Raw genomic sequence first — 15,727 nt, forward strand, 5'->3', positions numbered from 1 at the left:
AATCGCTAACCTACAATGACTGACTTACGATATCCAATAGGGCAATTTGTAGCTCCTGAGAACATTACAGAAGAGATCAAACAAGAATGGATACAAACCTTGGAAGATTTTCCAACACGACTGAAAAACTTGGTAAAAGATCTTTCAGAAGAACAGCTAGAAACTCCCTATAGAGAACGTGGTTGGACAATAAGACAAACAGTTCATCATTGTTCAGACAGTCATCATCATAGTTACATACGTTTCAAATGGGCATTAACGGAAGACAACCCTTTGATTAAAGCATATGAGGAAGCAAATTGGGCTGAGTTATTTGATACCCGAACTGCCCCTATTCAATTATCGTTAGATCATTTAAAAGCTGTACATGCCAAATTAGTGTATCTTCTTCGTGGATTGACAGACGAAGACCTCAACAAATCTTTTGTACATCCTGAAAGCAAAGACACTGTTGTTTTGAGAAAAAATATTGGCATCTACGCTTGGCATTGCAATCATCATTATGCGCATATAGAAAACCTGTTGATTCGCAAAGGTTGGAAATAACATAGCCTGTTTATAGTTTTCTCTTCAACTCCGCTCAGAGAACAGTGATTATTGATAGCTACATTGTCACTGCGATTCCGAGTCTTTGGAAGAAGCAGTCCGTTTATGGGGTGATGTGTTTATGGGTTTATAAGTTTGTGTCAAATCAAACTATCAACTCGATTAGGAACTACGTTGTCACTGCGATTCCGAGCCTTTGGAAGAAGCAGTCTGTTTATGGGGTGATGTGTTTATGGGTTTATAAGTTTGTGTCAAATCAAACTATCAACTCGATTGGGAACTACGTTGTCACTGCGATTCCGAGCCTTTGGAAGAAGCAGCCTGTTTATGGGTTGATATGTTTGCTGGTTTATAGGTTTATAAGTTTATAGGCTTGTTTCTCTTCGACTTCACTCAGAGAACACGACTTCGCTCAGGGAGCGCGAACAATGGTCAATCGAGAAGTCTTCATTAGAACCAACAATATTGTATTTAAATTTCTATCTTTAGGATTCAAATTTTTTCGATATGAAAACCGCACAACAATGGTTTGATGAGTATGCTGTAAGTCATCAAAATCCTACCAATCAAATGGTACACTATATTTGTGTTCCAGCTATTTTCTTTAGTGTTATTGGGCTCTTAATGAGCATTCCTACAGGGTTTCTTAAAAGTACTTTTGGCTTATATAATCCACTATTGGAAAACTGGGCAGTTGTTGTAGGGTTGATCATTTCTATCTTCTATTTACGCCTTGGATTTTGGTACTTTGCACAAATGATCTTTTTTATTCTCTTAGCCATTGTAGGCAACTATTGGTTAGGGAATAATGTAAACATCTTATATGCTTCTATTACTATTTTTGTTGTGGCTTGGATTGGGCAGTTCTACGGTCATAAAATAGAAGGAAAAAAACCTTCATTTATCAAAGACTTACAATTCTTATTAATTGGCCCATTATGGGTAGTAAAAAAATTGAGTAAATAATACCAATGGCAGAAGAAATTGCATTTGAAGACTTTCTAAAAGTAGACATTAGAGTAGGAACTATTATTGAAGTAAACGACTTTCCTAAAGCTCGTAAGCCCGCTTATCAATTAAAAATCGATTTTGGAGATCTGGGAATCAAAAAATCGAGCGCTCAGATCACTGATCTCTACACCAAAGAAGAATTACTAAACCGTCAGGTAACATCTATTGTTAATTTCAAACCTAGGCAGATTGCCAATTTTATGAGCGAATGTTTGGTTTTGGGTGTATACAATGATGATGGGCATGTAGTTTTGCTACAAGCTTCTAAAGAGATTAAAAACGGAGAGCAGATTAGTTAACAGTTGGGCAATGATCAGTTATCAGTTATACAATTATACAATTACCAGTGATCAGTGTTAATTGTTAATTGAAGTATTGTTTATTGAAGCATTGTTCATCGTTAATTCTTCGGGTTATTTAAGATCACCAAAGCACCTATTACACCAGGAACCCAGGCACATAAAGTTAGCAAAAACACTATAAAAAAGGAGCCACATCCTTTGTCTATAACCGACAAGGGTGGAAATAGAATGGCTAATAATACACGTAAAAAACTCATAGCTTATTTGTTGGTTAGTACACTTAAAAGACGCACCAACATTGATTTTGTTACACAAAAAAACCCACAAACTCAATGAATTTATGGGGTTAACAATATTTTTTGAACTGTCTAATCTAAATTAGGCTGAGGAGTTAATCTTAAATAAGGCTTTACTTCTCTATGTCCTTTTGGAAATATTCCTGGAATTTCTTCATTGCTTACCGAAGGTACAATAACACAATCATCTCCATTATTCCAATTGGCCGGAGTAGCTACTTTGTGATAAGCTGTTAATTGTAAAGAATCAATCACCCTTAATAACTCATCAAAGTTTCTCCCTGTAGAAGCCGGATAAGTAATGGTTAATTTCACTTTTTTATCTGCTCCAATCACAAATACAGAACGTACAGTCATCTTATCATCAGAATTTGGATGAATCATATCATATAATGTAGACACCTTGCGATCTTCATCTGCTACAATTGGAAAATTTACTACTGTATTTTGAGTCTCGTTAATATCTTTAATCCAACCATGATGCGAATCTATCCCATCAACACTTAAAGCAATAACTTTTACATTTCTTTTGTCAAACTCAGCTTTATAGTTTGCTACTGTTCCCAATTCGGTTGTGCAAACCGGTGTGTAGTCTGCCGGATGAGAAAATAACACACCCCAACTATCACCCAACCAATCATGAAAATTAATTTCTCCTTCTGTTGTTTGGGCCAAAAAATCCGGAGCTATATCTCCTAATCTAATTGTACTCATTTTATATAAATTTAGTTGTTAGTATTTTATTTGGTTTGCCGTAAATGGCTCTACGTATCTTAAGTCGTATTTACCTCATATTATTACATCTATAAAAGAAAAACCCCACCTCTATTTCGATTACTCTTAATGTCAGTGGGGATTATTTTTCTTTATTTTCAAAAAAATCAGTCTACAAGAACTCAATACTAACACTTAAGTGCTAAGTACAAATTACATTTGATTTCCAAAGAATACAGCGTTCATCAATAATTTGTTGGTTCCGTACCAGAAAGCTCTAAAGTTGGTATTGTCTGTAAAGATCATTACTCTACCTCTTCCCATACGTTGAACTTTAAAAGGCACCGTGTTTTTGATCACCTTGGCATTCTCTTTAGAGATATATCCGCTTAACAATGGATTACTGGTATACTGAATAGGGTTGTTATAGCTTCTCTTATCTGGCTTGATAAAAACTGTTGTGTTTCTAAACATCGCAATCTTATCATTCTTATACCCAAAGTTAACCGGATGAGAACGATCTACTTTTGCTTCAAAAATAGCTCCTCCAATTACTTGAGCTCCCGATTGTTTTGAACGGTCTTCAAAAGACACATTCTTTACAGTATCTATCTTTGCTTTGTCTAAATCTAACGTCATAAATTTCTGACTCTTTAACCAGTTTGCAGCATTTCTGTAACCTACAAGAACTCCACCATTTCTTACCCAGGTTTTTAGCTTGTCTGAAGCAGCTTTGCTCATGCTATAGCTATTTGGGGCAATTATGGTTGTGTATTTGCTAATATCTACACGATTAAAATAGCTCATATCCAGTTTGGTTACATGCATATCAAAACGTTGGTCAAACAAGTGCCAGATCTCTCCTGCATCGTTTCCAAAGATGTTTCCTCCTACCAACATTGCTACTTTAGGTTTTCTGATGTTTCTGAAATTGTTACTTCCTAAATCAATTCCATCATTCAACCCAGTACTAACTCCGTTGATCTGTAAATGAGAATCCTCAGCTACTTTTTTCAGGAAGCGATACAATTCGTTCGAATCCATTTTCTGGTTCTGTACAGGAATAAAAATGGTTCCGTAATCGTATGAAGTTCCTCCGTTCTTAAAGTTTTTCATAGAAACTTTAGCACGCAGTCCTTTCTGCAAAATGGTGTTTAAAGCTTTTGGAGCATAATATTCGTTCCAAGGCATTAAGTATCCAAGATCACTTTTTACACTTACGCTTCCTTTTTTAAGCTCTAAGTTCTTTATCTCATTCCCTACTCTATTCAAAGCAACATTCTCAGCATAGTCAACTCCAAAAGAATGGTTAAAAGTCCAAGCCGATACATCATAGAACAAGCTGTCTCTAAATTGGGTTCTTACATCGAACATGGCTTTTACCAAACGACTGTTCTTCTGATTCATTGGTACGATATAGCTATATCCTTTTTTGAATCGCTTACCGTTGCTTGTAAAATCAGATTTGATATCGTGAATTTTCACATTGTGCCTTTTCAATATTTCGGCCAAGTGATAGGTTTTTGCAGCATCTTTTTCATCACCAAAAACAATGGCTTTTCCTTTGGCTGCTTCTCTTCTTGCTTGCTTGTAAAAATCTTGCTGGTATTTCAAGATCTTAACACGCATATTCTTAGCAGCTTCTAAAGTAGACATGGCTGCTGTATATTGGTTTCTAATGGTAAATGGGAAAGTTAGTAATCCGTTACTGGTTTCTTGTGCATGACCACGAGAACTTCCTTGCTCAAATAAGATTCCGATACTTCCGTTGATATCCGGGAAGGTTGATCCTTTTCCGTAGTAGAAATCGTCAAAACTCTCTTCTGAATAGTATTGCGAACCAATCTTATCCAAAGCCTTAGCATGGTAAGTAGCAATCTCTTTTGTAAGATCCTGGTTCATTTGAGGTGTTAAAGGATGTGTTCTACTAGGAATTCCCGGTTGAAAAAAGAAAGTAGAATTCGACCCCATTTCGTGATGATCTGTTAAAATATTTGGCAACCACTTATGAAAGGTTTTGATTCTTGCTCTGGATTCCGGTAACTGCACCGGTAACCAATCGCGATTCATATCAAACCAATAGTGATTGGTTCTACCTCTAGGCCAAACTTCTGTATATTCTCTGTCGTTCGGATCCGGATTTACATTCTTACTCTTGTTGGTATTTGCCCAATATGCAAAACGTTGCAATCCATCAGGATTGAAAGAAGGATCGAACAAGATCACAGCATTGTTTAACAAACTTTGTGTTGAAGACTTAGAAGATGCTGCCAAATAGTACGCAGCTGCCAAAGCAGCATTAGAACCACTAGGCTCGTTTCCGTGAATAGAAAATCCTTGGTATACAACAATAGGATCGTTACTCACATCAATAGACGCATCGTTTGTAGCAGCAATATGTCGTTTACGAATCTCTTCTAATCGTGCATGATTTTGAGGAGAAGTAATGGTTAACAATAACAACGGGCGACCTTCAAAGGTCTTTCCTCTATCTTCTAAAGTAATTCTATCAGAAGAAGCTGCCAGCGCTTTCATATACTCAACTAACTTATCATGAGTTACATGCCACTCACCTACTTCATGTCCTATGATCTCTTTAGGAGTTGGAATATTGGTATTGTAACGTTCATCACCAGGAATGTAATAACGAAGATCTACCTTTTGAGCTGATACAGAAAAACTTAGCATCAACAAAAGGAAAACAGATAAAAAATTTCTCATTGGGAATTTTGAATTTAGTTCTAACAAATATATTAAAATCACAATCAGCAAAAGATTCCTACTCAGGATTTAACGACATTTCTTTATCTGTTGAACCTTCAAACCTTAAAAGCTACTATAGATAAGGCTCAAGTTCTTTTCAAAAAAACTCTTATTTTTGAGAGTCAACTAAAAAAACTATGCTTACCAAAATCCGATATTCCGTTAAAGACATGTTTCTCTGGTCTCGCGGCGAAACTTTTATCTTTTTAACCTACACCGGAATCATTACCTATTTATACGAAGTTCAAGAGTGGTCTTTCTTAAATGTACCATGGACACCTGTAGCTTTAATTGGTACCGCTGTTGCCTTTATGGTTGGTTTTCAAAACAATGCTGCCTATGATAGAATTTGGGAAGCACGTAAAATTTGGGGAGCTATTGTAAATACATCCAGAACTTGGGGAATGAAAATTCAAGACATGCTAAACAACAACCATGCAGTAGACCCACTTTCTGAGCAAGAATTAAAAGAGCAAAAAAGAATACTGATCTACCGACATATTGCTTGGATGACAGCACTGCGATATGCCATGAGAGAAAGCAGAAGTTGGGAAGCTTCTCATAAGTCTAAAAGCAATAGAGAGTGGACCAAAATGCTACACATTCCGGAACGAATTTCTACCTTAGAAGATAACCTATTAATGTATTTGTCTCCGGAGGAAAAAGCGTATGTAATGAGTAAGAAAAACAAGCAAACAGCACTTTTATATTTACAGTCTAAACACATCAGAGAACTTAAAGACCAAGGATATATTTGGGAGTTTGCTTTCTTAGAATTAGAAAATGTTTTGGAAGAGTTGTTTACGCATCAAGGAAAATCTGAACGAATTAAAAACTTCCCTTATCCAAGGCAGTACGCTACTTTAGCGTATTATATGGTAAAGCTTTTTGTTATTTTATTGCCTTTTGGTTTGGTACCGGAATTTGCAGAAATAGCAAATCAGATCTCATTTACACACCCTGTTATTGGGTCTTATTTTATTTGGTTGGCCATTCCTTTTTGTGCCTCTGTATCTTGGGCATTTCATATTATGGAACGTATGGCAAGAGTAGGTGAAAATCCGTTTGAAGGAATTGTAAACGACGTACCTATTTCTACCATTTCAAGAGGAATTGAGATCGATCTACGTCAGATGTTAGATGAAGAAGAAGACATTATCCCAAGTCAGTTCCCGGAAGATCACAACGCTCAACTATAGTTTTTATGCATAAAAAAAGCATCATTTCTTGCAGCCCCCTAAAGCTTGAAATGATGCCAAAAACAAATCTCTTTTTCTAAAAGCCTAAGCTTCCTGCAATCTCATATCTGTACTTTCAAAGATTTTATCTGCCGAACCGGCAATGAATCCTGAATACAATTCTCCTGTAATCATTGGATAACGAAATGCAAACTCATAATAGCAAGATGTAATCTCTTGTGTACGCTCTTGAAACTCAACCGGAATTCTATCAGCCAATACGCTAGATTGTTCTAATAATTGCTCCGGAGTTCCTTTGATCTCACCTCCAGATGCATTCATTTTAAAACCGTTTTCTTTTAAGAAGTCATTTACTTCTTGTAAAGAAGAAAATGTATCTAATCTGTTTACATCAACGGTAAAATGGTTTGAGCAAAATCCGTTTACATACAACCAAGCTGCATATTCTGTTTCTTCTAACAATTGGCTGTATACTTCGTAACTAGGTTGCTCCCATAAGCGACCTTTAAAGATCAACTCATCGGATGTTAATTCTTCTTCAGCAATGCTGTCGATCATTTTCTTTACCTCGTTTTGCAACGCAGGAGAAAACTCTTCTACCAATAGTTGACTAATAAATACTCTTGGAGCATCTTTGTCTGTCATATGCTCAAAATGCTTTGCATATAACTTCTTTTTTTCAAAGTTATACTCACCACACTCTTCATAACCTGCTTCTAAAAAAGGAACAGCCAATACATCAATATCCACACGAGGATCGTTAAATGTTCTAAAAGCAACATGATCGTTATACACGGTATTGCCTTTGCTTGTAAATAGATCTTTAATCTTTTCTGCAGAAGGAGTACGCTCTGTATACTCATTCCACAATTTGCTAAAAAGCTGTGTTGTTGTCATTTTTAATTCAAATAATTTACATGGCAAAATTAAAACGATTTGATTCTATTTCAATCACACAAAACACAATTTAACCTATATACCATTTATTTTATGTCAAATTGATTTTTATCTAATTCAAAAATTGTATTTTTGTTTCAACTCAGTAAAAAACTATTTTATGGAGAATCAATTTGATTATGTAGACAAGCAATTGTTGTCACATTTAAGGGAAGATGCCAGAAAACCCTACTCTCAAATTGCAGAAGAGTTGAATGTTTCTAATTCTTTAGTGCATCAGAGAATCAAAAAGTTAACACAGGAAGGCGTAATTAAAAAGACCGAGTTTATCTTGGATGAAAGAAAGCTAGGTTACAAAACCAAATCCTATACAGGTATTCGATTGCGCGAAGCTCGTTTTGCTAAAAGTGTGATGGAAGAACTTCATAAAATACCGGAAATTGTTGAGTGCAATTATGTTTCGGGAAACTACGCTATATTTATTTTGATTTTCGCAAAAGATAACGAACATTTGCAGAGAATTTTATACGATAATGTACACTTGATCTCTGGAGTAGCAGGTACAGATTCTTTTATCTGTTTCAATACCGGTTTTCAAAGAAACGTTCCAATCGAATAGTCCATGGTCCAAACTACAGCCTTACAAGCATTGCAATCTTCTTTAACAGGAGAACTATATTTTGATGACCTGCATAAGAGTATTTATGCTACGGATGCTTCTGTATATCGTAAAATTCCTTTAGCCGTTGCTTTTCCTAAAGAGATTGAAGATATTCAAAAACTAATTGAGTTTGCTCAAAAACAACAGATTACTTTGATTCCGCGTACCGCCGGAACTTCCTTAGCCGGACAATGCGTGGGAGAAGGTATTGTGGTAGATGTTTCTAAATATTTTACGCAAGTATTGGGCTTTGATGAAGTTGCTAAAACAATAACCGTTCAGCCCGGAGTTATTAGAGATGAGCTTAATCTCTTCTTGAAACCTTACGGATTGTTCTTTGGCCCCAACACCTCTACCTCTAATCGTTGTATGATTGGCGGAATGGTTGGGAATAATTCTTCGGGTAGTACTTCTATCAAATACGGAGTGACTCGTGATAAGGTATTGCAAATTGAAGGGTTATTGAGTGATGGAACTCCTGTAACTTTTGGCGAATTGACTTCACAAGAGTTCAAGACAAAAGTTTTAGAAAATACTTTAGAAGGAAAGATCTATCGGGCTTTAAAAAACGAACTTTCTCAAGAAAAAATACAACAGGATATTCATACTGAGTTTCCTAAAGATTCTATCCACAGAAGAAATACAGGGTATGCGGTAGATGAATTGCTGCATTCTGAGTTGTTTGGTGGAGATCAAGAAACCATTAATGTTGCCAAGTTATTATCGGGTAGTGAAGGTACTTTGGTATTCTCTACAGCCATCACCTTACAATTAGACGATGTACAACCCAAAGAAAGTATGATTGTGGCTTCTCACTTTGAGAGTGTAAACGAGAGCTTAAAAGCTACCGTTTTGGCCATGAAACACGATCTGTACACTTGTGAATTGATGGATAAGGTAATCTTAGATTGTACCAAGAGTAATCGTGAGCAAGCGCAGAATCGCTTTTTTATCAAAGGAGACCCGGAAGCTGTATTGATGTTGGAAGTATCTGCAGATACTCCTGAAGAAACAGAACGCTTGGCTGATGCTTTGATCGAAGATCTGAAACAAAACAATTTTGGATATCATCATCCTAAAATATCGGGCGGAGATATCAAACGTTTGTTTGATCTGCGTAAAGCGGGATTGGGATTGTTGGGAAATATGATTGGCGATCCGAAAGCTGTGGCTTGTATTGAAGATACTGCCGTTGCTTTGAACGATTTGCCTGATTATATCGAAGAGTTTACCCAAATGATGGAACGTCATCAGCAAAAGGCTGTGTATTATGCACATGCCGGAGCCGGAGAGATTCACTTACGTCCTATCTTGAATTTAAAGAAGTCTGAAGATGTAAAGCTCTTTAGAACCATTACTACAGAAACTGCTGAGTTGGTAAAGAAATACGGCGGTTCGTTTAGTGGTGAGCATGGAGACGGAATTGTTCGTGCGGAGTTTATTCCGTTGATGATTGGAGAAGAAAACTATCAGTTGTTACGCCGTATCAAAAAGGCTTTTGATCCTAATAATGTATTTAACCAAGGAAAGATTACAGATGCTTTTCCTATGGATAAGCATTTGCGTTATGAGGTAGATAGAAACGAGCCTGAGATTGATACGCTACAGGATTTCTCTGACAATATGGGTATTTTACGTTTGGCTGAAAAGTGTAACGGATCTGGAGATTGTAGAAAGCCTGCGGCTGTAGGCGGAGCCATGTGTCCGAGTTACCGAGCCACCAAAGATGAAAAGGATACTACACGTGCGCGTGCCAATACTTTGCGTGAGTTCTTAACCAACTCAGAGAAGGTAAATAAGTTTGATCATAAAGAGTTAAAAGAGGTTTTTGATCTTTGTTTAAGCTGTAAAGCTTGTGCCAGCGAATGCCCAAGTAATGTAGATGTTGCTGCTTTAAAAGCAGAGTTTTTATATCAATATCAAGAAGAGAACGGATATTCTTTTAGAAGTAAATCTTTTGCCAATTCTACCAAGGTAAACAAATTGGCTTCTAAGGTTCCGGGATTGTACAATGCCTTTGCGCGCAGCCCAATTACAGCGCCTATCATCAAGCGTGTAATGGGAATTCACCCGAACAGAACCATTCCAAAAGCCACTAAAAGCTATACATCTTTTTACAATCATGCCAAGTCTTTGGGTGAGGATGTGCAAAAAGAAACCATCAAAACAGTGTATCTTTTTGTGGATGAATTTACCAACTACCTGGAGTCTGAAATTGCGGTTGATGCAGAGATGTTGTTGAGTGTTTTGGATTATAAGATGATTCCTGTAGATCATTTAGAAAGTGGCCGTAGCTATATTTCTAAAGGGTTCTTAAAAGAAGCCAAAGAACTGGCAAATGAGAACATCGAGTTTCTAAAAACCTTTATCTCTAAAGACAGTCCATTGGTAGGAATAGAGCCTTCTGCCATTCTTACCTTCCGAGACGAATATTTACGTTTGGCTGATGATAAAGAAGCAGCAAAACAAATTGCCGAAAATACATTTACAATAGAAGAGTTTATCGCAAATGAATTTGCGAATGGCCATATAAACGCAAATATATTTACGAGTGATGCAAAAGAGATCAAAATTCATGGGCATTGCCACCAAAAAGCACTTTCTAGCACGCATGCTACTTTTCAGATCTTAAACATTCCCAAAAACTACAAACCGGTGATCATGAACACAGGATGTTGCGGAATGGCAGGTTCTTTTGGGTATGAAAAAGAGCATTATGAGGTAAGTATGCAAGTGGGTGAAGATACCTTGTTTCCGAAAGTGCGAAAGGCTCCAAAATCGACTATTATTGCGGCTTCGGGTACGAGTTGCCGACATCAGATCTTAGATGGTACGCAGCGTGTAGCTAAACACCCGGTGACTATTTTGAAGGAGGCGGTTTCTAATTTTTAGTTTATAAGTTTATATGTTTTGTGTTAACTCAAATATGGTTGAGAGGGTTATTTCTCCCTTCGACTTCGCTCAGGGAGCACGACTTCACTCAGAGAACAGTTACAATGAACAATACTTCAATGAACAATTAACAGTGATCATTGATTATTGATTATTGTCAACTGATAATTGACAATTGCATAAATGATAATTGTATAACTGATCACTGATTGTTGTTAAATATTCTCATTTCAAGTCTCTGATCGTGAAAAATTCCTAATTTACACAGGATTAAACCCATCCAACGTGTCGAAACCTAACAAAGCCCTGTCTATTTTTGCTTTAATAGTTGCGGGAGAAGCTGTTTTTCTCTTGCCGTTTATTTTAATGCGTGTCTTCCGTCCTATCATTCGTGAAGCTTTTGTAATTACAGATCTTCAAATTGGAAAAGCGCAAGCTTTGTACGGAATCACAGCCATGATCTCCTACATTTTTGGAGGCTTTTTTGCAGATAAGATGGAGGCTCGAAAGTTACTAGCGGCTTCCTTGGTTTTAACGGCTTTGGGTGGATTTTGGATGATTACCATCCCTTCTTTTGAGAGTCTGCGTATCCTATACGGATTTTGGGGAGTTTCTACCATCCTACTTTTTTGGGCCGCTCTCATAAAAGCTACTCGACAATGGGGAAATGAGAACAATCAAGGGTTGTCATTCGGATTGCTGGATGGCGGTCGTGGTGCTTTTGCAGCGGCTATTGCTACGTTTGGAGCTTTTATTCCGAGTTTGTTCTTTCCTGAAGATGCTACGCAGGTAACCTATGAAGACAAAGTGCAAACCATGCAATACATTATTGGATTTGTTACTGTAGTGGTTTTACTGGTGGCTATTTTTGTATGGAGAATGTTGCCTGGGCAAGAAGAAAAGAGTAAAGATCAAGAAGAGAATATTGTCAGTATCGATTTTAAAGCGGCTTTAAAACTGATTACAAAACCGAAAGTGATCTTTCATATGCTGATCATCGTTTGTGCGTATTCGGCTTACAAGATCACAGATGTTTATGCTACTTATGCAAAAGATGTGTGGGATTACAGTTTGGAAGAGGCTTCCTTTTTTGGGGTACTGATTCAGTGGTTACGTCCGGTTGCGGCGATTACCATCGGGTGGATTGCAGATAAGTTCATTCCATCGAAATTGATTCTTACTTGCTTTGTGGCAATGATGCTTTGTTCTTCTTTGATCGGGTTTGGATTGTTGGATGATCTACCTGTTCTGATGTCCATCTTTACCTTTGTCTTAATGGTCATCGGTACCTACGCGCTACGTGGCTTGTACTTTGCGATTATTGAGGAAGCAAAGATTCCACTAGCAGTAACAGGAACTTTGGTAGGAATCATTTCTTTTATTGGTTATACGCCGGATATTTTTATGTCGCTTTTGTCAGGATATATGCTAGGCGAAAATCCCACGGTGGTTGAATACCAACATTTATTTCAGCTCTTTACTTTATTTCCGCTTGTAGGTTTATTGGCTACTCTAGGTTTCCGTAAGGTGATTGGAACGAGGGTGGTTTAGATTTATAAAACTGCTTTATTGGTAGACGGGTTCTTTCTATCTAGTCACGGATTATGCTTCGGCAAGCTCAGCACAAGAAATCTGCGCCAGCTGATTTATAAACTCTCTTTATTGGCAGATAACTCAGAACTAATTAACTATAATCCGAATAATCTAATTTATCTTTCTTAACTTGTTTTCTTATAATACTTTTCAGAATATTCACTAAGTAAGTCATCTACTCTTAATTGATGAATATTAACAAATTCTTGGACTCTTTCATCTGAAAGAGAATCTATTTCATATTTACTAAGCTCTCTAAAAAAACTTTTTACGTTATTTCGAAACTTCCTTAGCTTTCCTCTTCTCATTATTTCGACTTCATGAGTAAAATCAGCATGAAAAGAGACATTTTTAGTTGGAATTATCATAACTCTTTTAACAGGTTCATTATTATATTGATTTTCAAACCATCCACAATGAGTATTCATTTGTCCTACTTCATGTTTGTTTATCTCTTGCCTTTCGACTTTTACTTTACTTTTACACTCAAATATAAAATACTGATTACCAACACCACACCATAAATTATCTGGTCCTTTCTTGAACTCTTTATCTGGTCTTTCACTTAAAAAACCGAGCATTAGCCCCAGTTCTTTCATAGCTGACTCAAATTTTTCTGCCGTAATGCCAAACTCTAAATTAGATAATACTCCTTCAACCGACAGCATTAATTCCTCAAAGTTTTTGTGTTTTTTTATCCAATCGATTATTCTCTTAATTCTATTTTCATTTACATATTCTAATTTTTGATAAGTAATACCTTCACTTGGTTTTAGTAATTCATTATTTTTAAGAAAAGCACTTTTTTGAAGACTATTAGAATCTTTTCTACTTTGAATAAATTTATATCTAGCCATTATTTGAAGATACCATCCTTTTTCACTATCATCTTTGCAGTGATTATCAACAATTTGCTGTATCAGTTCACTTGCCTTTTCATACTCACCTTTATAATTTAACTCTGCAGCTTTCCTCTCTAAGGTTAGCACTTCATATATTGTACTTGAAGATTTTTCTATCTGAATTCTATTCATTTCCTCTTTATAAAATTCTTTCCATCCTTCATCACGTTGTAAACTTTGCTTCATTAGAGATTTAACAACATCAAAAGGTTCTTTTTCCCCTGTTATTTCATCAGATGCCATTTGGGCTATTTCCATTCCAATTTCAATTTGTTTCTTGGTTTGAGGTGAAAAATACTTGTTTGTTCTGGAGCTCTTTATGAACTTTATCAAGTCTGCTCCAACAATAAGTATTAAAGAATAATCTTTTTCCCCTCTAACACTTCTACCTAGCCCTTGTTCGATTTTTTGAGCAATCTTAATATTAATAGAATCACTATCCATCCTATTTGATTCCTCATATCTATCCGATAAAGAACGAAAAAAAGGTTTTCCATCTATAACAAGAATCCTACATGTCTCATCTGGTAAATCAATACCATCATACCTATTAGCAAATACTATAGTCTGCTTAAACTTTCCTTTTTTTAAATGGTCTACTGCTGCAGAAACTTCACTTGATTTAGGTATCAACGCTCCTAATTTCTCATAAGTTTTAGATTTATCAAATGAAGATACTAACGAAACCAAACCATAATTTTTATCTGATGGTTTTGCTAAATTATTAACCATCTTGTCTCTATCTAAACTATCATCTACTAGAGAAGGAATAACTAACATTTTTTCACCAGACCATATCTGGTCTGGATTATCTAATGGATTCTTTATTGCTTCAGAGCTAAATCCAAGTCCTTTAATAAAAAAAGAATCATCTTGAGTTGTTGCAGACATCAGTATCCTTTGCCCTGCTTTATGAAATGATGAAAACTTCTCTATAGGAATATGAATTGGACTAATCTCTATACTTTCTCCTGAAATAAATGCTTGACAATTTTTTAAATTATCCTTTATAAAAGGCCATGAAAACATTATCGATAAATCTTCTCGTTGAGAAGATATTATTTGAAGAACTTCATCAAATTTATCTATCCAGTTCCAATAGGGAATTGGTAAAAAAGAATTGTAATCACCATTTTCTATCTCTAAAAAAGTACCTTCTCCTTGTTCTGGAAGAGCATCTTTAAACAACTCAAACAACTCTTTATATACTATATGATCATTTTTAAGGCTTATAGTAAATGCTTTTCGAATAGAATCAATACATGCATGCGAATCATCTAGAATTATATTTTCAACAGGTATAAAATCATGCCCTAAACCAAAAATAGTTTTACCATTAAAAACTTTTTGAACATGAGTTATCAGGATTTTTTTTCCATCCACAAATTCATTAGGTAATGAATTATCTTCCCCAATCGCACAATAATTTATTCCAAACTTCTTTGCATCCTTCCTTACTTGTTGAACAAGATATTTATTAGGGCATATAAACAAACATGGACCTTTTCCTGAGTTAATTTTAGATTGAAGTATTAATAGCCCAATCAACGTTTTACCTTCACCCGTGTGTAGTTTAACAATTAAATCTTTTTGAGATTTATATGATTTATACCATTCTGAAAGTATTTTATTTTGAGCAGGTCTCAATGGTCCTGCAACACTTCTTCTATCTAGAGAATCATATATCTCTATTGGATCTATCTTTTTCTCTATTTCTGATTTATTAAGTCTCTTCCTAAAATCTACCATTATTTTACAAGTTTGGTTAAGTAATTATGAATCGATTTTTATAATCTATATCTCAAATAAATTATTAGATATAGAAAATTTGAAATTATCAGGTTACCCATAAACATCCTTACGGAAAACCTTAATTTCATCGACAATTTCCTGTAGTTGAACGGCTCTTTCTTACCCAAAAACAACTAACCTATTGACAGTCAGTATTTTT

12 protein-coding genes are annotated in these 15,727 nt (G+C 35.8%); 7 read left to right on the forward strand and 5 right to left on the reverse strand.

Annotation, left to right across the window (positions count from 1 at the left end; genetic code table 11):
* Positions 1-15 precede the first annotated feature (15 nt).
* From ACFSRZ_RS00240 to ACFSRZ_RS00250, 3 genes are all read left to right on the forward strand, one after another.
* Entirely contained in the window at positions 16-546 is a 531-nt protein-coding gene (locus ACFSRZ_RS00240; RefSeq protein WP_379664500.1) for a YfiT family bacillithiol transferase, read from the forward strand.
* Positions 547-1,053: 507 nt separating this feature from the next.
* A complete protein-coding gene (locus ACFSRZ_RS00245; RefSeq protein WP_379664501.1) occupies positions 1,054-1,512 on the forward strand; it encodes an Mpo1 family 2-hydroxy fatty acid dioxygenase in 459 nt (152 codons plus the stop codon).
* Between the two features lie 5 nt (positions 1,513-1,517).
* Complete coding sequence (locus tag ACFSRZ_RS00250; protein WP_379664502.1) at positions 1,518-1,856, forward strand: tRNA-binding protein; 339 nt, start codon at positions 1,518-1,520, stop codon at positions 1,854-1,856.
* A gap of 101 nt (positions 1,857-1,957) precedes the next feature.
* On the opposite strand, the gene ACFSRZ_RS00255 is transcribed toward ACFSRZ_RS00250, so the two are convergent.
* The 3 genes from ACFSRZ_RS00255 to ACFSRZ_RS00265 all read right to left on the reverse strand — a co-directional run bounded on the left by ACFSRZ_RS00255 (position 1,958) and on the right by ACFSRZ_RS00265 (position 5,590).
* Entirely contained in the window at positions 1,958-2,116 is a 159-nt protein-coding gene (locus ACFSRZ_RS00255) for a YqaE/Pmp3 family membrane protein (protein ID WP_379664503.1), read from the reverse strand.
* A 111-nt stretch (positions 2,117-2,227) separates the two neighbouring features.
* Complete coding sequence (locus ACFSRZ_RS00260) at positions 2,228-2,869, reverse strand: peroxiredoxin (protein ID WP_379664504.1); 642 nt, start codon at positions 2,867-2,869, stop codon at positions 2,228-2,230.
* 213 nt (positions 2,870-3,082) lie between these two features.
* Positions 3,083-5,590: a M14 family metallopeptidase gene (locus ACFSRZ_RS00265; RefSeq protein WP_379664505.1), complete on the reverse strand. Its 2,508-nt coding sequence runs from the start codon at positions 5,588-5,590 to the stop codon at positions 3,083-3,085.
* 179 nt (positions 5,591-5,769) lie between these two features.
* On the opposite strand from ACFSRZ_RS00265, the gene ACFSRZ_RS00270 reads away from it, so the two are divergent.
* A complete protein-coding gene (locus tag ACFSRZ_RS00270) occupies positions 5,770-6,831 on the forward strand; it encodes a bestrophin family protein (RefSeq protein WP_379664506.1) in 1,062 nt (353 codons plus the stop codon).
* An 84-nt stretch (positions 6,832-6,915) separates the two neighbouring features.
* On the opposite strand, the gene ACFSRZ_RS00275 is transcribed toward ACFSRZ_RS00270, so the two are convergent.
* A complete protein-coding gene (locus ACFSRZ_RS00275; protein ID WP_379664507.1) occupies positions 6,916-7,728 on the reverse strand; it encodes a DUF1338 domain-containing protein in 813 nt (270 codons plus the stop codon).
* A 160-nt stretch (positions 7,729-7,888) separates the two neighbouring features.
* On the opposite strand from ACFSRZ_RS00275, the gene ACFSRZ_RS00280 reads away from it, so the two are divergent.
* The 3 genes from ACFSRZ_RS00280 to ACFSRZ_RS00290 all read left to right on the forward strand — a co-directional run bounded on the left by ACFSRZ_RS00280 (position 7,889) and on the right by ACFSRZ_RS00290 (position 12,832).
* The gene (locus tag ACFSRZ_RS00280; protein WP_379664508.1) at positions 7,889-8,347 is read left to right on the forward strand and encodes an Lrp/AsnC family transcriptional regulator; all 459 of its coding nucleotides are present in this window, start codon (positions 7,889-7,891) and stop codon (positions 8,345-8,347) included.
* Positions 8,348-8,350: 3 nt separating this feature from the next.
* Entirely contained in the window at positions 8,351-11,281 is a 2,931-nt protein-coding gene (locus ACFSRZ_RS00285) for an FAD-binding and (Fe-S)-binding domain-containing protein (RefSeq protein WP_379664509.1), read from the forward strand.
* A gap of 285 nt (positions 11,282-11,566) precedes the next feature.
* Positions 11,567-12,832, forward strand: coding sequence for an MFS transporter (locus tag ACFSRZ_RS00290; protein ID WP_379664510.1), 1,266 nt, complete (start codon positions 11,567-11,569; stop codon positions 12,830-12,832).
* 167 nt (positions 12,833-12,999) lie between these two features.
* Here the strand turns inward: ACFSRZ_RS00290 and ACFSRZ_RS00295 are convergent, their stop codons facing one another.
* Positions 13,000-15,525 (reverse strand): DEAD/DEAH box helicase family protein, encoded by a 2,526-nt coding sequence (locus ACFSRZ_RS00295; RefSeq protein ID WP_379664511.1) that lies wholly within the window; start codon positions 15,523-15,525, stop codon positions 13,000-13,002.
* Positions 15,526-15,727 lie beyond the last annotated feature (202 nt).

This window comes from Pseudotenacibaculum haliotis, from assembly GCF_042684245.1.
Lineage (GTDB): Bacteria > Bacteroidota > Bacteroidia > Flavobacteriales > Flavobacteriaceae > Polaribacter > Polaribacter haliotis_A.